At 70.6% G+C, this 14,246-nt stretch carries 10 protein-coding genes and 1 pseudogene; 7 read left to right on the top strand and 4 right to left on the bottom strand.

Annotation, left to right across the window (positions count from 1 at the left end):
* Positions 1 to 169: 169 nt before the first annotated feature.
* The 3 genes from ACFY1L_RS28190 to ACFY1L_RS28180 all read left to right on the top strand — a co-directional run bounded on the left by ACFY1L_RS28190 (position 170) and on the right by ACFY1L_RS28180 (position 3,856).
* The gene (locus ACFY1L_RS28190) at positions 170 to 1,279 is read left to right on the top strand and encodes a nitronate monooxygenase (protein WP_388830138.1); all 1,110 of its coding nucleotides are present in this window, start codon (positions 170 to 172) and stop codon (positions 1,277 to 1,279) included.
* Positions 1,276 to 2,829 carry an acyl-CoA synthetase gene (locus tag ACFY1L_RS28185; RefSeq protein ID WP_388830135.1) on the top strand — a complete coding sequence of 518 codons (1,554 nt, stop codon included), beginning with the start codon at positions 1,276 to 1,278 and terminating at the stop codon, positions 2,827 to 2,829. Before ACFY1L_RS28190 ends, ACFY1L_RS28185 begins: the two co-directional genes overlap by 4 nt.
* Positions 2,830 to 2,989: 160 nt before the next feature.
* Positions 2,990 to 3,856: a hypothetical protein gene (locus tag ACFY1L_RS28180; RefSeq protein ID WP_388830132.1), complete on the top strand. Its 867-nt coding sequence runs from the start codon at positions 2,990 to 2,992 to the stop codon at positions 3,854 to 3,856.
* Positions 3,857 to 3,916: 60 nt separating this feature from the next.
* Here the strand turns inward: ACFY1L_RS28180 and ACFY1L_RS28175 are convergent, their stop codons facing one another.
* Positions 3,917 to 6,325: a penicillin acylase family protein gene (locus ACFY1L_RS28175; RefSeq protein WP_388830129.1), complete on the bottom strand. Its 2,409-nt coding sequence runs from the start codon at positions 6,323 to 6,325 to the stop codon at positions 3,917 to 3,919.
* Between the two features lie 106 nt (positions 6,326 to 6,431).
* On the opposite strand from ACFY1L_RS28175, the gene ACFY1L_RS28170 reads away from it, so the two are divergent.
* The gene (locus ACFY1L_RS28170; protein ID WP_388830127.1) at positions 6,432 to 7,967 is read left to right on the top strand and encodes an acyl-CoA synthetase; all 1,536 of its coding nucleotides are present in this window, start codon (positions 6,432 to 6,434) and stop codon (positions 7,965 to 7,967) included.
* 26 nt (positions 7,968 to 7,993) lie between these two features.
* On the opposite strand, the gene ACFY1L_RS28165 is transcribed toward ACFY1L_RS28170, so the two are convergent.
* The gene (locus ACFY1L_RS28165) at positions 7,994 to 9,565 is read right to left on the bottom strand and encodes a hypothetical protein (protein WP_388830124.1); all 1,572 of its coding nucleotides are present in this window, start codon (positions 9,563 to 9,565) and stop codon (positions 7,994 to 7,996) included.
* A gap of 90 nt (positions 9,566 to 9,655) precedes the next feature.
* Positions 9,656 to 10,951: a phenylacetate--CoA ligase PaaK gene (gene paaK / locus ACFY1L_RS28160; protein WP_388830121.1), complete on the bottom strand. Its 1,296-nt coding sequence runs from the start codon at positions 10,949 to 10,951 to the stop codon at positions 9,656 to 9,658.
* Positions 10,952 to 11,433: 482 nt separating this feature from the next.
* On the opposite strand from paaK, the gene ACFY1L_RS28155 reads away from it, so the two are divergent.
* The 3 genes and pseudogenes from ACFY1L_RS28155 to ACFY1L_RS28145 all read left to right on the top strand — a co-directional run.
* The gene (locus tag ACFY1L_RS28155) at positions 11,434 to 12,291 is read left to right on the top strand and encodes an alpha/beta fold hydrolase (RefSeq protein ID WP_388830118.1); all 858 of its coding nucleotides are present in this window, start codon (positions 11,434 to 11,436) and stop codon (positions 12,289 to 12,291) included.
* A 37-nt stretch (positions 12,292 to 12,328) separates the two neighbouring features.
* The gene (locus ACFY1L_RS28150; protein WP_388830115.1) at positions 12,329 to 13,042 is read left to right on the top strand and encodes an alpha/beta fold hydrolase; all 714 of its coding nucleotides are present in this window, start codon (positions 12,329 to 12,331) and stop codon (positions 13,040 to 13,042) included.
* Positions 13,043 to 13,195: 153 nt separating this feature from the next.
* A pseudogene (locus tag ACFY1L_RS28145) lies at positions 13,196 to 13,381 on the top strand (methyltransferase); the annotation flags it as partial.
* Positions 13,382 to 13,392: 11 nt separating this feature from the next.
* On the opposite strand, the gene ACFY1L_RS28140 reads toward ACFY1L_RS28145, so the two are convergent.
* Positions 13,393 to 14,178 carry a hypothetical protein gene (locus tag ACFY1L_RS28140; RefSeq protein WP_388830112.1) on the bottom strand — a complete coding sequence of 262 codons (786 nt, stop codon included), beginning with the start codon at positions 14,176 to 14,178 and terminating at the stop codon, positions 13,393 to 13,395.
* Between the last annotated feature and the right edge of the window lie 68 nt (positions 14,179 to 14,246).

Below are 14,246 nucleotides of genomic sequence, written 5' to 3'. Positions count from 1 at the left end.
CGGGCCAGTTGGCGTCGGGAGAGTCCGAGCCCGCCTGCTGCGTCATCGGTCACCCGAGAAACACTCGTGTCGGCAGTGAGGCATGTCAACAAGGCATCCCGCCCAATAAATCTGACGGTGTATCAGAAAAGCTCTTCCGTCGACCGGAGGACTGCGGCATTCTGCGCCCATGCAGACGGAGCTGAGCAAGAAACTGGGAGTCGAGCACGCCATTTTCGGCTTCACGCCGTTCCCCGCCGTCGCAGCGGCCATCAGCCGGGCCGGCGGCTTCGGAGTGCTCGGCGCGGTCCGCTACACCGCCCCCGACGACCTCAAACGCGACCTCGACTGGGTCGAGGCGCACGTCGACGGGAAGCCGTACGGCCTCGATGTGGTCATGCCCGCGAAGAAGGTCGAGGGCGTCTCCGAAGCCGACGTCGAGGCGATGATCCCGGAGGGGCACCGGCAGTTCGTGCAGGACACCCTCGCCAAGTACGGGGTGCCGGAGCTGGCCGAGGGCGAGGTGTCCGGCTGGCGCATCACTGGGTGGATGGAGCAGGTCGCCCGCAACCAGCTCGACGTCGCCTTCGACTATCCGATCCGGCTCCTCGCCAACGCCCTCGGCTCGCCGCCGGCCGACGTGGTGGCCCGTGCCCACGAGCAGGACGTGCTGGTCGCCGCGCTCGCGGGCAGCGCCCGGCACGCCGTCAAGCACAAGGAGGGCGGCATCGACATCGTCGTCGCCCAGGGTTACGAGGCCGGCGGGCACACCGGCGAGATCGCCTCCATGGTGCTCACCCCCGAGGTCGTGGACGCCGTCGACCCGCTGCCCGTGCTCGCCGCCGGCGGCATCGGCAGTGGGCAGCAGGTGGCCGCGGCGCTCGCCCTCGGCGCGCAGGGTGTGTGGCTGGGCTCCCTGTGGCTGACCACCACCGAGGCCGAACTGCCCTCGCCCAGGCTCATCGAGAAGCTGCTCGCGGCCGGTTCCGGCGACACCGTCCGCTCCCGCGCCCTGAGCGGGAAACCCGCACGCCAGCTCCGTACCGAATGGACCGACGCCTGGGACGACCCGGCGGGACCCGGCACCCTGCCCATGCCCCTGCAGGGCCTGCTCGTCGCCGAAGCCGTCTCGCGCATCCAGAAGTACGAGGTCGAACCCCTGCTCGGCACACCCGTCGGCCAGATCGTCGGCCGGATGACCAGCGAACGCAGCGTCCAGGCCGCCTTCGACGACCTCACCCGCGGCTTCGAGCAGGCCGTCGACCGCATCAACCGCATCGCCGGAAGGAGCGGCAAGTGACGAGCACGCCCCCCGCCGGATTCTGGGCCCAGGCCGGCACCGACCCCGACCGCACGGTGCTGATCGCCCCCGACGGCGAGCAGTGGAGCGCCGGACGCCTGCACGCCGCCGCCAACCGCCTCGTGCACGGACTGCGCGCCGCGGGCATGAAGCGCGGCGACGCCTTTGCGGTCGTCCTGCCCAACGGCATCGAGTTCTTCACCGCCTATCTGGCCGCCAGCCAGGCCGGGTTCTACCTGGTCCCGGTCAACCACCACTTCGTCGGCCCGGAGATCGGCTGGATCGTCGCCGACTCGGGCTCGAAGGTGCTCATCGCCCATGAGCGGTTCGCCGCGCCCGCCCGCCACGCCGCCGACGAGGCGGGCCTCCCGGCCACCCACCGGTACGCGGTCGGCGAGGTCGAGGGCTTCCGGCCGTACGCCGAACTCCTCGACGGACAACCGGAGTCGGCGCCCGCGGACCGCGAGCTCGGCTGGGTCATGAACTACACCTCGGGCACCACCGGCCGCCCGCGCGGCATCCGCCGCCCGCTGCCCGGCAAGCGGCCCGAGGAGGCCTACCTCGGCGGCTTCCTCGGCATCTTCGGCATCAGGCCGTACGGCGACAACGTCCACCTGGTCTGCTCGCCGCTGTACCACACGGCCGTGCTCCAGTTCGCGGGCGCGTCGCTGCACATCGGCCACCGCCTGGTCCTGATGGACAAGTGGACACCGGAGGAGATGCTCCGGCTGATCGACCGTGAGAAGTGCACCCACACCCACATGGTCCCGACCCAGTTCCACCGGCTGCTCGCACTGCCCGAGGACGTCCGGCGCTCCTACGACGTCACGTCCATGCGGCACGCCATCCACGGCGCCGCCCCCTGCCCCGACCACGTCAAGCGGGCGATGATCGACTGGTGGGGCGAGAGCGTGGAGGAGTACTACGCGGCCAGCGAGGGCGGCGGGGCCTTCGCGACGGCCGAGGACTGGCTCAAGAAGCCCGGCACCGTCGGCAAGGCCTGGCCGATCAGCGAACTCGCGGTCTTCGACGACGACGGCAACCGGCTGCCCGCCGGTGAACTCGGCACCGTCTACATGAAGATGAACACCGGCGGCTTCGCCTATCACAAGGACGAGGCCAAGACGAAGAAGAACCGCATCGGCGACTTCTTCACCGTCGGCGACCTCGGCTACCTCGACGAGGACGGCTACCTCTTCCTCCGCGACCGCAAGATCGACATGATCATCTCGGGCGGCGTCAACATCTACCCCGCCGAGATCGAGTCGGCCCTGCTCGCCCACCCCGCCGTCGCCGACGCCGCCGTCTTCGGCATCCCGCACGACGACTGGGGCGAGGAGGTCAAGGCGGTCGTCGAAGCGGCCCCCGGCCACGAACCGGGCCCAGCCCTCGCGACCGCGATCCTCGACCACTGCGCCGAGCAACTCGCCGGCTACAAGCGGCCCAAGAGCGTCGACTTCATCGCCGAGATGCCGCGCGATCCCAACGGGAAGCTGTACAAGCGGCGGCTGCGGGATCCGTACTGGGAGGGGCGTACGCGGCCGGTGTGACTGGGGCACGTCGCATCACGATGCGGCAACAGGGCCCAGTGGACGGTGGCCGAAACGAACCTGGCCCAGGGCCGGTGCGTCACAGGAACGGCACCACGTTCGCCGTATCCGTCGGCCCTTGGGGGACCCCATGCGCAGGCACACCGCTCGCGTAATCAAAGTGCTGGTCGCACTCGCCCTGTGCACCGCCGGAAGCGGAGTCGCCGCCGGCTGCGGCAGTGAGAAGGCCGGCAGCCGCGGCGACGACTCGGTGCGGAACTCGCAGGGCCGCGCCCGTGAGGTCGCCGACGCCTGGCACGGCTCCGAGGCCGCACGGGTGTGGGCGAAGGGCTACTACCCCATGGGGGAGGTGCTCGAGCTGCCCGAGGGCGCCTTCCACACCGACGCCGACAAACGCGCCTACACCACACAGAACTTCGTCCTCCGCGGCACCCTCCCCACCACCCCGAAGAAGAACGGCCAGGTGAAGTGGGAGAGCGGCGGATCGCTCAGTCTGCCGTTGATGACCGCACGCGAGGCCTACGACACCGTGGCCCGCGGCGGCAACGACGGACCGCACCTCACCGTCACCGACGCGAAGCTCGGCGAGACGACGCTGGCCACGAGCCGCGGCCCGGCGACGGTCCCGGCCTGGCTGTTCACGCTCGAGGGCTACGACACCCCGCTCAAGCGGGTCGCCCTGAGCCCGTCACGGCCGCCCAAGGCGCCGATCGACCCGGCGGCGGAGGTGCCCAGTGACGAACTGTGGCCGGTCGAACGGCTGGTGGAGGTGACCGACGGCGGCAGGTCCGTCACCGTGATCGCCTCGCACGGCGCCTGCGACGACGGCCCCGCCGTGGACGTCCTGGAGACGGACGACAGCGTCGTACTGTCCGCCTCGATCGTCGGTACCAAGGACGGTGCCTGCACCAGCCAACTGCTCGGCGAGAGGACGCCGGTGAAACTGGACCGGCCGCTGGGCGACCGTATCCTCCTGGACGCGTTCACGGGCCGCCCGGTACCGGTCGAGCAGGACGGGCGGCGTTGAAGCCGGACACTGAACGGTCCCCGTCCCGCGCACCCTGCGCAGGACGGGGCCGTAGGCCGGTCAGCGGTGCTCGCCGACCTGGATGATCCTCAGCGCCGGCGAGGACAGGATGTCCTTCTCGCAGAACCGGGCCGTCACCCACTTCTCACCGGAGAACAGCGGGGTCTGGTCGCTGTAGTGCGGCGAGTTCGGGTTCTCGGACTGGGAGTACGTCAGCAGGGTGCGGGCCACCGGGCAGTGGCTGCCGTCCCAGCCCACCGCCTGGATGTGGCTGGAGCCGAACGACACCTCCGTGTAGCCGCCCTGAGCCGCGTCCCAAATCGGCTCGATCTTGTTCCACACGCCCAGCTCCTCCGTGCCGCCCGGGACGGGCATGCGCTCGCCGTTCCGCACGACGTACTGGTGCTCCCCGAGCCGGGAGTCCAGCGGGATGCCGGCCGACCGCAGCTCGGCGACCGCGTCCGCGAGGGCCGTGGCGAAGCCGGGCGCGCCGGTGTTGAGCGTGTTCGGGGTGCGGACCGGGTCCGCCGCCGAGAACGGCACCTTCCACCGCCGGGCGGGCGGCACCGCGGCCATCAGCTTGCGCCAGAAGCGGTCGAAGAGCAGGGCGCCACGGCTGTCGGTGTCCATGGTCCGGTCCCAGGCCGCAAGCACCGGGCAGGCTTCGCGCACGTCAACCGCCGTGCCGTCACCGGCAGTTGCCGTGCCCCCGGGCAGCGCGGCACACGCCTTCGCCGCGTCGGCCGCGGCCAGCTCGCCCACGGGCACCCGGTTCGCGAACTCCTGCCGCTGCAGGTCCCCTACGGTCAGGCCACCCCGTTGCGCCATCGCCGCCACGTCCTCGATCGCGCCCCGCGTTCGCAGCGAGCGCTGCGTCCCGACGGTGCCGAAGATCCGCTCGTACCCCGTGAGCGGACGGTCGAGGTTGGTCAGCCACGCACTGTCGTTGGAGTTCTCCGCATACGGCGCGTCCCTGAGCGTGGGCATGCGGGCGGGCCCGAAGATGCCGGGCTGTACGGCGTCGGTGTCACTGCCGATCGCGCAGTCGCCGCGGGAGCCGTCGAGGACCGCCAGGCCCGCCTGCGGGTAGGTGACCTTGCCCAGGTCCGTGGAGCAGCGCGCCGCGAGGTCGTTGGTGATCCGGGGCAGCACCTGCGACTGGGTGTAGAGGGAGTGCCCCGAGGAGTCCGCGGCGACGGTGTTCACCCAGGGCAGCCCTTGATGCCGGGCGAGGGAGGTGAGGACGTCCGCCGTGCTGCGCGCCTTGCCGAAGCCGAGCGAGGTGTCGGCGAACCGCAGGTTCGCGGCGTTGGGGTCGTTGAGCGCATACGCCGTCGTGGCCGTCCAGGGCAGCGGCGGATCGCCCTCGGCGTCGGCGACGACCGGGCCGTAACGCGTCCACCACTGGGTGCGAGTGACCGGGGCGCCGTCCTTGACCGCCACGGACACGGTCCGCTTCGTCATCCGCTCCCGCTTGCCGTCCACCAGATAGACGGTGGGATCGGCAGGGTCGAGGGCCAGCCGGGTCAGGTTGAACGGGACGCCGGTCGAGACGGTATGGCTCCACGCCACACGGGAGTTGTAGCCGATGGAGACGGTCGGCGTGCCCAGCAACGAGGCGCCGGCGACGTCGAGTTCGCCCGGAATGGTCTGCTGAACCTGCCAGAACCGGCGACCACCGTGCCACGGGTAGTGCGGGTTGCCCAGCAGCAGACCGCGGCCGTTCGCCGTGGTGGCGCCGCTGAAGGCGACCGCGTTCGACCCCATGTCCGCGTCGGTGGAACGGGCGCGGACGGCCTTGATCAGGGCCTGGGCGTCGGCGTCCGGAGCGTTGACCGTGGAGCCGGTGGGTGGCCGGGCCGAGGTGATCTCGTCCACGGAGCCGCCCTGGCCCCCGAGTACGGCGATGGCGTAGAAACGGGCGGCCACGTCCACGGAGGTGACCGGCCGCACCCAGGCGGCGCCCCGGCACGCGGGGTCGGTGATCGGGTTCTGCGCCAGCCAGGCGTTGTACCCGGCGGCGAAGCCCCGCATCAGGTCCTTGACGTCCCCGCTGGGGCCCCGGGGCGCCGGTTCGGCGAGCAGTTTCTGCACCGTTCCGGTCTCCCGCATGCCCCGGAAGTACAGGTCGCTGGAGAGATTGTCGGAGGCCGACGAGAGGGAGAAGTCGGTCGCCGCGTCGGGCCCGAAGAAACGCGAACGTTCGCCGCGGACGGTCACGAACCCGTCGGCCAGCGTGCACACCTGGTCGGCGGCCTGCGCCCAACCGGTGCCGAAGCCGAGGTCCGGGTAGTCCCCGGCCACGATGTGCGGAATGCCGTACTCGGTGTAGCGGATGACGGCGGACAGTCCGCCGTGCGAGGGATGTTCCTGGCGACCGTCCTGTTCGGCCGCGGCGGCCGGCAGCGCGGTCGCGGCCGTGAACAGGGCCAAGGCCGCTACGAGCAGTCGTCTCGGGCGGGTGCGCAATGGTGCCTCCCAACGTCATTGAGGGAAGGAGCGGTTGAGCGTGCCTACAGGCGTGACCCTCCCAGGTGCTTGACCCGCCCCGGCGGCGGACCGAGGATCATGAGTCATGACGCAGGGACACGGCAGCACGGTTGACGGGGTGCTGCGGCGCAGCGCCCGGCGCACCCCGGCGAGGGTCGCGGTGGAGTACGGCGACCGCAGGTGGACGTACGAGGAACTGGACGAGGCCGTCTCCCGCGCGGCGAGCGTCCTGCTCGACCAGGGTCTCGCCCCCGGAGACCGGGTCGGCGCCTACGGCCACAACTCGGACGCGTACCTCATCGGCTTCCTCGCGTGCGCCCGCGCGGGGCTCGTCCATGTGCCGGTCAACCAGAACCTCACCGGTGACGACCTCGCGTACATCGTCGGCCAGTCCGGCAGCTCAGTGGTCCTCGCCGATCCCGACCTGGCCGCTCAACTCTCCGACGACGTCCGTACGTTGCCCCTGCGCGACGCGGACGACTCACTGCTGGCCCGGCTGACGACCGCGCCCGCGTACGACGGCCCCGAGCCGCGCACCGAGGACCTGGTGCAGCTGCTGTACACGTCCGGTACGACGGCCCTGCCCAAGGGCGCGATGATGACCCACCGCGCCCTGGTGCACGAGTACCTGAGCGCGATCACCGCACTCGACCTCAGCGCGGGCGACCGGCCCGTGCACTCCCTCCCGCTGTACCACTCGGCGCAGATGCACGTGTTCCTGCTGCCCTACCTCGCGGTCGGCGCGACGAACATCATCCTCGACGCACCCGACGGCGACCGGCTCTTCGACCTGATCGAGGCCGGCCGCGTGGACAGCCTGTTCGCCCCGCCCACCGTCTGGATCGGCCTGTCCAACCGCCCCGACTTCGCCACCCGCGACCTCGGCGGACTACGCAAGGCGTACTACGGCGCCTCGATCATGCCGGTGCCGGTCCTGGAGCGACTGCGCGAGCGCCTGCCGAAGCTGGCGTTCTACAACTGCTTCGGCCAGAGCGAGATCGGCCCCCTCGCCACCGTCCTGGCGCCCGACGAGCACAAGGGCCGCATGGACTCCTGCGGCCGCCCCGTCCTGTTCGTCGACGCCCGCGTGGTCGACGAGGACGGCAAGGACGTCCCCGACGGCACACCCGGCGAAATCGTCTACAAGTCCCCGCAGTTGTGCGAGGGCTACTGGGACAAGCCCGAGGAGACCGCCGACGCCTTCCGCGACGGCTGGTTCCACTCGGGCGACCTCGCGGTGCGCGACGCCCACGGCTACTACACGATCGTCGACCGGGTGAAGGACGTCATCAACTCCGGTGGCGTACTGGTCGCTTCACGCCAGGTCGAGGACGCCCTGTACACGCACGAGTCGGTCGCCGAGGTCGCCGTGATCGGGCTCCCCGACGAGCGCTGGATCGAGGCGGTCACCGCGGTCGTCGTCCCGCGCGGCGAGGTCACCGAGGAGCAACTCATCGACCACGCCCGCGAGAAGCTCGCCCACTTCAAGGCACCCAAGCGGGTGGTGTTCGTGGACGAGCTGCCGCGCAACGCGAGCGGGAAGATCCTCAAGCGGGAGCTGCGGGACCGGTACTCGGACCTGCCCTCCGCCTCCTCGCCAGGCCCATCCGCGGATTCCTGAACCGCCCCGTCTGGTGGGCGAGTCGCTCAGCCGGAGAACAGTCCCAGGAGGGAGGCCAGGATGGCCATCGCCGACTGCGCGATGTCCGCCCCGGCACCGGTCATGAGAGCACGCAGCCGTTCGATGCGGCCACGGACGGCGGGGACGTCGGGCTCGGGCTGGGCCGCGGCACGGGCGAGGTCATGCACGGCGCCGGCCGCCTCTTCGCGCTGAGTGTCGTTCAAGTCCCGGCTGGAAAGCACCAGTTCGAGCAGCTGGGTGAGGTCGGCGGCTCCGGTGGCAGACCCGTAGGTGTTCTGGAAGTCCCGTACGACGGTGTCCTTCGGCCGGTTGATGAACGTCGTGTTCGTCCCCTGGAAGTAGAAGTTCTCCGACACCTTGGCTCCTGACATGACGACGACGCGGCTGTTGTTGATCACGATGCCCTGCTGTTCCGGTCCACGGGCGGGGACGAGCGCCGCCTTGATCGCGTCCTCGGCCTTGCGTACGCGGTCGAACGCGGCGGCATCGGCGGCGCGCGCGGGAGAGACCAGGCTTCGCAGGACGGTGGCGGGAGACCGGGGCGGCTCCGACCCCTGGTAGTCCCGGTACTCCCACTGCGCGTGCAACCGATCCCAGTCGGCTCCACCGCTTTCGTCCGGCACCCCGGAATCGACGCGCAGAGCTTGCTGGATGCCGCCGAAGAGCGCGCGGAAGTAGGCGGTGGAGGTGTCTTCGATACGGAACACGATCTTCTCGCCCTCTTGGGACGGGCCGTATCGAGCGTGGAAGAAGACCAGACACGGCAGCAGTTCGGGACCGAGTCCCAGCGCCGACGCGATCTTGTATGCCCCCTGCGGTTCGTACGGGGCCCATTGGAGCCATCGCATCACGGACAGGGCGCGGTACAGCTCGGGTTCCAGGTGTTCGCGCCAGTAGCGTTTCGAGGCCCGGGAGTCGACTCTGCGTTCGATGACGAACACGCGCGTGGAGGGACCCGACAAGGCGTTGAGATCGTCGAAGTGCGTCCGGACGTACGCGGCGAGCTCCGCGTCGGCGTCCGTGTAGAGCAGGATGCCCCACAGCCGGGGGCCGCCGTCCGGGGCGTCGGCGTTCTCGGTCAGCTGGAGAAGACGGATCAGTTCAGCGGTGTTCGGGATCGGGGCCATTTCGTAGGAGGCCTCGGCAGGATGCTCGATGCGGAGCTCGAGCAGGTCTCCGTCCGCGAGACCGGTCTCGTCCAGGCGCGAGCGCTCCGGCAGACATTCACCCGTGACGGGATCGATGAGTTGGACGGACAGGACGGTGTCCGCCCGGGATTCGAGAGGGTCCGACGTGGCTCGCGTCCCCGGCTCCGGGCGGGCGAGACCCAGTCGCCGTGCTTCGGTCAGGGCGTGGGCGGTGAAATCCGCCACGAGCAGGTCAACGGGCGCCGAGAACTCGAAGGACCGCTCGTGCATGCTCCGATCGAGGTCGGCCCAGCGCTGGAGACCGCCGTTGGCGCCGGCGGCGAACTCACCCGTGCGCAGGCGCTCGGTGAGAGCGCTCCAGTGCCCCCAGCCGTAGGGGCCGTAGCCGACCGTCCAGTCCCCTTCTCTGACGTCGATCGTGAAACGCATGCCCCCGCCTCCCCGTGTTTTCGGACTCCCCAAGTGTGAGGCACGAGGCGGCTCGGGCGCGGGTGTCTCCTGATGTCCTCCCGGTGATCCTCAAAGCGGACGGAGGTCCACGATCCGCCGGATCTTGCCCACCGACCGCTCCAGCGACTCCGGTTCGACGATCTCCACCGCCACCGAGACGCCGATGCCGTCCTTGACGGCCGCCGTGATCGCCCGCGCGGCGGCCTCTCGCACCTCGGGGCCGGCGTCGGGACGGGCCTCGGCCCGCACGGTGAGGGCGTCCAGGCGCCCCTCGCGGGTGAGCTGGAGCTGGAAGTGCGGCGCCACGCCGGGCGTGCGCAGCACGATCTCCTCGATCTGCGTGGGGAAGAGGTTGACGCCCCGCAGGATCACCATGTCGTCGCTGCGTCCGGTGACCTTCTCCATCCGCCGGAACACCCGCGCAGTGCCCGGGAGTAGGCGCGTCAGGTCCCGTGTCCGGTACCGGACGACCGGCATCGCCTCCTTGGTCAGCGACGTGAAGACGAGTTCGCCCTCCTCACCGTCCGGAAGCACCTCGCCCGTGATCGGATCCACGACCTCCGGGAAGAAATGGTCCTCCCAGATGTGCAACCCGTCCTTCGTCTCCACGCACTCCTGCGCCACCCCCGGGCCGATCACCTCCGACAGCCCGTATATGTCGACCGCGTCGATCGCGAACCGCTCCTCGATCTCCCGCCGCATCTGCTCGGTCCACGGCTCGGCACCGAACACACCCACCCGCAGCGACGTGCCGCGCGGGTCGACACCCTGCCGCTCGAACTCGTCGAGGATCGTGAGCATGTACGACGGCGTCACCATGATGATCTGCGGCTCGAGGTCCTGGATCAGCTGCACTTGACGGGCCGTCATGCCGCCGGACGCGGGGATGACCGTACAGCCGAGCCGCTCGGCACCGTAGTGCGCGCCGAGCCCGCCGGTGAACAGTCCGTATCCGTACGCCACATGAACCTTGTCGCCGGGCCGACCGCCCGCCGCACGGATCGATCGGGCCACCATGTCGGCCCACAGGGACAGGTCGTTGTCCGTGTAGCCGACCACCGTGGGGCGTCCGGTCGTGCCGCTGGAAGCGTGGATACGGCGGATACGGTCCTGGGGCACGGCGAACATCCCGTACGGGTAGTTCTCGCGCAGGTCCGCCTTTGTGGTGAACGGGAAACGGGCCAGATCGGCCAGGGACCGGCAGTCGTCCGGGCGGACACCGGCCTTGTCGAAGGACTCCCGGTAGAAGGGCACGTGCTCGTACGCGTGCCGTAGCGAGGCCCGCAGCCGCTCCAGCTGAAGCGCCCGCAGCGCCTTGGCGTCGAGCCGCTCCCCGGGGTCCAGCAGGTCCGTAGCATCCGCCATGGGGACTTCTCCCTAACCAACCGCATCAATCCGGGCGACCGATCATTCGGTCGACGTGTTCGGGATCAGTAATTCAGGCTGCCTTGGCGCAGGCAAGTGGTCTGCGCTCATTTTCTCACCGTGGAAGAGGGACTGCGTGAGCTCGGCCGGGAGACCGAGAGGATTGAGGAACTGCTGCGCAGCGGCGAGCAGGCGACGGCGGAGGCGGCGATCACCGGGTTTGATCGAGCCACTGGTCAGCTTGGAGGAGTTCGTGCGGGAAGCCGCGCGGCCGGCGAGTCCGCGCGTACCCGACATCACGCGCGAGGAGCTCGTCGAGATCGTGCGGAGGGTCCGCCTCCGGTCTGATCTACCACCCGCCGGCCGGATCGGCGGACGCCTCACCCGACCGGAGTCGACGCGGCCCTGGCCCATCGCCCGATCGCCCTGTGACACGTGGAACTCCATTGCGGTACCGGGCCGTTGGACAGGAGGATCGGCGCATGCCGATCTTCACCGCGTCCGACGGGACCGAGCTCGCCTACCACCTCCGGGGTGAGGGCGACCCGCTTGTCGTCCTGCCCGGTGGTCCCATGTGGGCCTCCTCCTACCTCGGCGACCTGGGCGGCCTCGCCGCGCACCGTCGGCTGGTCCTCCTCGACCTGCGCGGCACCGGCGACTCCGCGGTGCCGGCGGATCCGGCGACGTACCGCTGCGACCGCCTGGTGGACGACGTGGAGGCCTTGCGCGCCCACCTGGGCCTGGACCGCATGGACCTGCTCGCGCATTCGGCGGGCGGCAGTCTGGCGATGCTGTACGTCGCCCGGTATCCGCAGCGGGTGGCACGGCTGGCGCTGATCACCGCGATTCCCTGGGCGCTGGGGATGCCGGCCACCGCCGAGCACCGGCTGGCCGCGGCGCGGCTCAGGAGCGGCGAGCCGTGGTTCGCCGACGTCTTCCCGGCGTTCGAGGAGTGGCTGGCGGGCAAGGTCGACTTCGACCCGAAGATCGTGCCCTTCTTCTACGGTCGCTGGGACGACGCGGCCGCCGAGCACGACGCGCGTGCGGAGTTCAACGACGACGCGGCCGATATCTACGGCTCCGACGGCGCCTACGACCCACCGGCCACCCGCGCCGCACTCGCCCGGTTCACCGCGCCGGTCCTCGTCCTCGCAGGCGGGCTCGACGGCGGCCCCAGCCCCGAGCTGGCCCGCAGCGCCGCCGACATGTTCCCGAACGCGCAGTTCGCGGTGCAGCCCGGGGCCGGCCACTACCCCTGGGTGGACGACCCCGAGTGGTTCGCCGGCCGGGTCGCCGCGTTCCTGGACGGGGCGGGCGCCGCTCTGCCGTCGGCAGAGTAGGAGTCCGTAGCGCTGCCCGCTGGTTAGCGTGCCTGGCATGGACACCGCACCCCGCACCGTCAAGGCGAACGGCATCACCCTCGCGTACCGCACCTGGGGCCCCGAGGACGCACCGCCCGTCCTCCTGCTCCACAGCCGCGGCACCGACGGCGCGGACTGGACCCCGATCGCCGAACGCCTGGTATCGGGTGTGCGCCCACGCCGGGTGTACGCCCCTGATCTGCGGGGTCACGGGAGCAGCGACTGGCCGGGCGCGGGCCCGGACACGTACGCATACGCGACCATGCGCGACGACATCCGCGCCTTCCTCACCGCCCTGGGCATCGACCACGCGGACGTGGTGGGCCACTCCCTGGGCGGCGCCGTGGCCTACCTCCTCGCCCAGCAGACGCCGGATCTCGTACGACGCCTCGTGCTCGAGGACGTGCCCGCGCCGATCCCCCTCGACCCGCCCCGGCCGCCCGCCGAACGGCCCGACGGAGAGCTGCCGTTCGACTGGGCGATGATCCGCGCGACCGACGAACAGCGCAATGCGCCCGACCCCGTGTGGTGGGACCAGATGGGCCGCATCACGATGCCCACACTGCTGATCGGCGGCGGCTCCCGCAGCCTCATCCCACAGGACCAGATCGCCGTCCTGGCCGAACTGATCCCCGGCGCCCGGCTGGTGACCATCGACGCCGGCCACCTGGTGCACGAGACCCGCCCGGAGGAGTTCCTGGCGGTGGTGGAGGCGCTTCTGGCGGAGTGACGGCCGGCGGCCGCTGCCATTGAGGCCAGAGCAGCCCCGAAAAGAGATTCCTCCACACCTAAAGGCGCGGGTCCCCTCGCTAGTTCCCTGACCACATAGGTTCACCGGGTTGACGGTTCCGGCGGTTGGATCGGCCGCGAGGCGTTACCGTGCCTGCTGGTCGACAACGTCGTACGGCAGGGCCAGGTCGCCGACGCCCGCAGCACCTCGCCGGACGTGGTGGGCTGCCGGGCCGTGATCGAACTGATCGGCAGCCACGCGAGGTTGACCGGCACGACGCTGCAGACGGTGGGCAGCAAGGGCCACGACGGCTTCGCGCTGGCGCGCGTGCTGGCGTAGCCCCCGGCCGCTCAGGTCTTCGGGGTGAGGTCGAAGGCGGGGTAGGACGGCGTGGACAGCCCGAAGCCGGACGACGGGTAGCCGGACGGTGCGGGGGATGCCGTGGGGATGCCGTTGTCGTCGCAGAGCTGGGGCGCGGACGGCGCGAACACGTGGTAATCGACCACGCGCTTGGTCGGGAAGGTGACGTCGTCGCCGACGATCGTGTTGCCCGTGCTGATCTTGGTCGGCAGTTCGCGGTTCTTGAGCGGTGCGCCGACGTAGATCGCCTCCAGGAAGCCGTCGCAGGGGCTGGCCTTGGCCGAGGCGAAGCCCTTCGGCGGCTTCACGTCGTGGACCTTGCGGCCGTCGATGTGCAGTTCGGTGCGCTTGAGGGACCGCAGGGCGTAGTCGTAGTTCACCTCCCTTGAAAGCGGGTCGGCGGCCGAAGTGGCGCTGGACGGACGGTAGTTGACGCGCCAGTACTGGACCTGGACGGTCACCCGGTCGCACAGGGGCCCGTCGAAGCCGGGCATGGACTTGGGGAACCGGACCTCTCCCGGGCCCAGGGTGGGCGTGCCGACCTGCCCCCAGTGGACCCAGTCCACCGCCTTCGCCGTACTCCACTTCGCGTTCGGATGGCAGCCGGCCGCGTTCGTGGGGTAGATGTCCGACGGTTTGACCGCAGGGGTGGGCGAGGCCGTCGAAGGGGTGGCGGCCGGGGCCGCCGCGGTCGTCGTCGCGGAGGGGCTGGAAGCGGCGTCGTCACCGCCCCCGCCGGAACAGCCGGCGGCCGCCAGCACCGTCGCAACGATCATGACCGCACGAACCCGTCTGTGCGCAGTGGTCATCCCGCTTTCCCCCCGTCCACCCGATGGACAATCAT

Origin of the sequence: Streptomyces sp. NPDC001663 (genome assembly GCF_042893105.1) — a bacterium.
Taxonomy (GTDB): domain Bacteria; phylum Actinomycetota; class Actinomycetes; order Streptomycetales; family Streptomycetaceae; genus Streptomyces.
This window is presented reverse-complemented; position numbering and strand designations above follow the sequence as displayed.

Coding starts and splice junctions, on each gene's coding strand:
- ACFY1L_RS28190 (WP_388830138.1), top strand. CDS start 170: ATGCAGACGGAGCTGAGCAAGAAACTGGGAGTCGAGCACGCCATTTTC.
- ACFY1L_RS28170 (WP_388830127.1), top strand. CDS start 6,432: ATGACGCAGGGACACGGCAGCACGGTTGACGGGGTGCTGCGGCGCAGC.
- ACFY1L_RS28165 (WP_388830124.1), bottom strand. CDS start 9,565: ATGCGTTTCACGATCGACGTCAGAGAAGGGGACTGGACGGTCGGCTAC.
- paaK (WP_388830121.1), bottom strand. CDS start 10,951: ATGGCGGATGCTACGGACCTGCTGGACCCCGGGGAGCGGCTCGACGCC.
- ACFY1L_RS28155 (WP_388830118.1), top strand. CDS start 11,434: ATGCCGATCTTCACCGCGTCCGACGGGACCGAGCTCGCCTACCACCTC.
- ACFY1L_RS28150 (WP_388830115.1), top strand. CDS start 12,329: ATGGACACCGCACCCCGCACCGTCAAGGCGAACGGCATCACCCTCGCG.
- ACFY1L_RS28140 (WP_388830112.1), bottom strand. CDS start 14,178: ATGATCGTTGCGACGGTGCTGGCGGCCGCCGGCTGTTCCGGCGGGGGC.